General features: G+C 52.7%; 1 protein-coding gene and 4 pseudogenes. 3 read left to right on the forward strand and 2 right to left on the reverse strand.

Annotated elements, in window-relative coordinates; all coding sequences use genetic code 11:
- Positions 1–131: 131 nt before the first annotated feature.
- Positions 132–368 (forward strand): annotated as a pseudogene (locus O2S87_RS18465) (formate--tetrahydrofolate ligase); the annotation flags it as partial.
- 86 nt (positions 369–454) lie between these two features.
- Here O2S87_RS18465 and O2S87_RS18470 read toward each other — a convergent pair.
- Complete coding sequence (locus O2S87_RS18470; RefSeq protein ID WP_475410189.1) at positions 455–835, reverse strand: Rid family detoxifying hydrolase; 381 nt, start codon at positions 833–835, stop codon at positions 455–457.
- Between the two features lie 90 nt (positions 836–925).
- Positions 926–1,072 (reverse strand): annotated as a pseudogene (locus O2S87_RS18475) (glutamine amidotransferase-related protein); the annotation flags it as partial.
- Here O2S87_RS18475 and O2S87_RS18480 point away from each other — a divergent pair.
- A pseudogene (locus O2S87_RS18480) lies at positions 1,071–1,913 on the forward strand (anthranilate synthase component I family protein); the annotation flags it as partial. The pseudogenes O2S87_RS18475 and O2S87_RS18480 overlap by 2 nt on opposite strands.
- Positions 1,910–2,338: pseudogene (locus O2S87_RS18485) on the forward strand (anthranilate synthase component II); the annotation flags it as partial. The pseudogenes O2S87_RS18480 and O2S87_RS18485, both read left to right, overlap by 4 nt.
- Between the last annotated feature and the right edge of the window lie 127 nt (positions 2,339–2,465).

A 2,465-nucleotide genomic window follows, 5' to 3' on the forward strand; every position in this document is an offset into this window, starting at 1 on the left:
GATAAAATTAAACGTCACGAGTAAATCCTTACGCAGTATAGTGTTTTCAGCTAGATAAATTTGCCGTGATGAACGCTCAAGAGCTACAGAATCTGACGTTTCTGTCGGTGTTTCTTGGACAGGCTGTTGGCTTCGATGAAAACCCAGTCGTCATGTCCAAGACATTTCACTCGCTAAGCGACGACGCGAGTCAGAAAGGTGCCCCTGAGGGTTGGGAACTTGAGATCAGCGAGATCTACCCGTCTGCTGGGGCCGGTTTCCTTGTCGCACTCACTGCTGACGCACTGACCATGCCAGGTCTCCCGGCGTCGCCTGCAGCTGCCGACATGGACATAGACGCGGACGGCAACATTACGGGTCTGTTCTGACCCGCCACCTCAGCAAGTACGGGTCGCGTCTCAAAATTGTGTTATTCCATACAGTACTTGCATACAAATTCCAAGCGACCTATCGGTTACGCTATTGTCGCGATCGCTTCAATTTCGACTGCAGCCCCCTTTGGCACCGATCCAACGCCGACAGCACTCCGTGCTGGTGGCTCTGAATCAAAAAACTCACTATAGGCCTCATTGAACGCGTCAAAATCGTCGATGTCGTCGAGAAAGACAGTAGTCTTTAGTACATCGTCGAATGAGAGCTCCTCGGACTCAAGAATTGCCTCGACGTTTTTGAGACACTGACGCGTCTGATCGGTGACAGACTCCTCATCGAGTAACTCGCCATCGGTCGTCAGGGGCAACTGACCGGCAGTGATGAGGATGCTTCCATTCGTAGCCGCTTGACTATACGCGCCGACCGCGGCTGGTGCATTATCCGTGCTGATAACACGCTTCATGAATTGGCCTTTTGCGGGTAGTCTGTTAAATCTTGGTTATCAGACGACCTGTTGCATATTATAACAAAATATTGGTAAATTATGCATCGGCTACCTTACTATATCATTGCAAAAGTTTTCGATGATGCGAAGGCCGGCCCCAGTAAGGATACTCTCGGGGTGAAACTGGACTCCGACGTGTGGCCGATCAACGTGACGGACGCCCATAACAATACTCCGATTGTCGTTGGTATGAGATTGTGTCCAAAAAATTAAGCAGTACGTTCGCGATGGAGATACCTTCCAAACAAACGTTTCCCACCGCCTGACTGCCCCAGCGGCCGTTCATCCAGTCAACGCGTACGAGGCCCTTCGACGCGTAAATCCAGCACCCTACTCAGGACTGTTGGAGTTTCCTGGAGTTGATCTTGTTAGTGCAAGTCCTGAACTGTTGTTAGACGTCGACGGTGATCAGTTACTCACCGAACCGATTGCCGGGACGCGCCCACGTGGTGACACAGAACTCGAAGACGAGCGGTATGAACAGGATCTGCGCAATGATGAAAAAGAGCGTGCCGAGCACGCAATGCTTGTCGATCTTGAGCGAAATGATCTCGGAAAGGTAAGCGATTACGGAAGTGTAGACGTTTCGGAGTACCGCCGTGTAGATCGGTACTCCGAGGTGATGCACCTCGTCTCGCTCGTTGAGGGAAAGACGCGCTCGACTGTGAATATCGCCGATGCAGTCGCGGCCGTCTTTCCTGGGGGAACGATTACAGGGGCACCAAAACCTCGGACAATGGAGATTATTGACGAGGTCGAGACAACGCGAAGAGGGCCATACACTGGAAGCATTGGTGTATTCGGCTTCGACAATCGGGCAACCCTAAACATCACGATTCGAACTCTGGTACGCCACAAAGGTGAGTACCGGCTCCGGGTTGGAAGCGGCGTAGTGTACGACTCAATCCCAGAGGCCGAGTATCAAGAAACACTGGACAAAGCGCGAGCACTAGTAACAGCCGTCGATAGAGCACTGGGTGAGCAGGGATCTTTCGCCGTCGAGTCGTCTACCGATTCAATTGAGGGGAGCCGATGATACTCGTAATCGATAACTACGATTCGTTTGCGTACAACCTCGTCCAGTACGTCGGAACATTCGATGACGTCACCGTTCGGCGCAACGACGAGATTGGTATCGCAGGTATCCGTGAGCTCGACCCGGACGGTATCGTTGTTTCGCCCGGCCCGGGCACACCGACGGAGGCAGGAGTCTCGATCGATATCTTCGCAGAGACGACGTACCCGACTCTCGGGGTTTGTCTCGGACACCAAGCGCTGTGTGCAGCCAACGGGGCACCTGTGGGACACGCCCCAGACGTCGTGCATGGAAAGTCATCTGAAGTATGCCACGCAGGAACGAGCTTGTATGAAGGAATCAACGACACATTCGAAGTCGGGCGATACCACTCGCTGGCCATCGAACGAGTCGACCTGCCAGGCGAACTCAAAGAGACGGCTCATGAGCCTGTCTAAGAATTCTCACACTCTCAGTCATCGATATCGGTCGAAGACACCGCAGTATAATTTGCTCAACCGATCCAGCAGCGTTGACAAAAAGAGAGGCAAACTCAGCTATCTGGCGATCGTG

The sequence above is a fragment of the Halohasta sp. A2 genome (assembly GCF_056175805.1).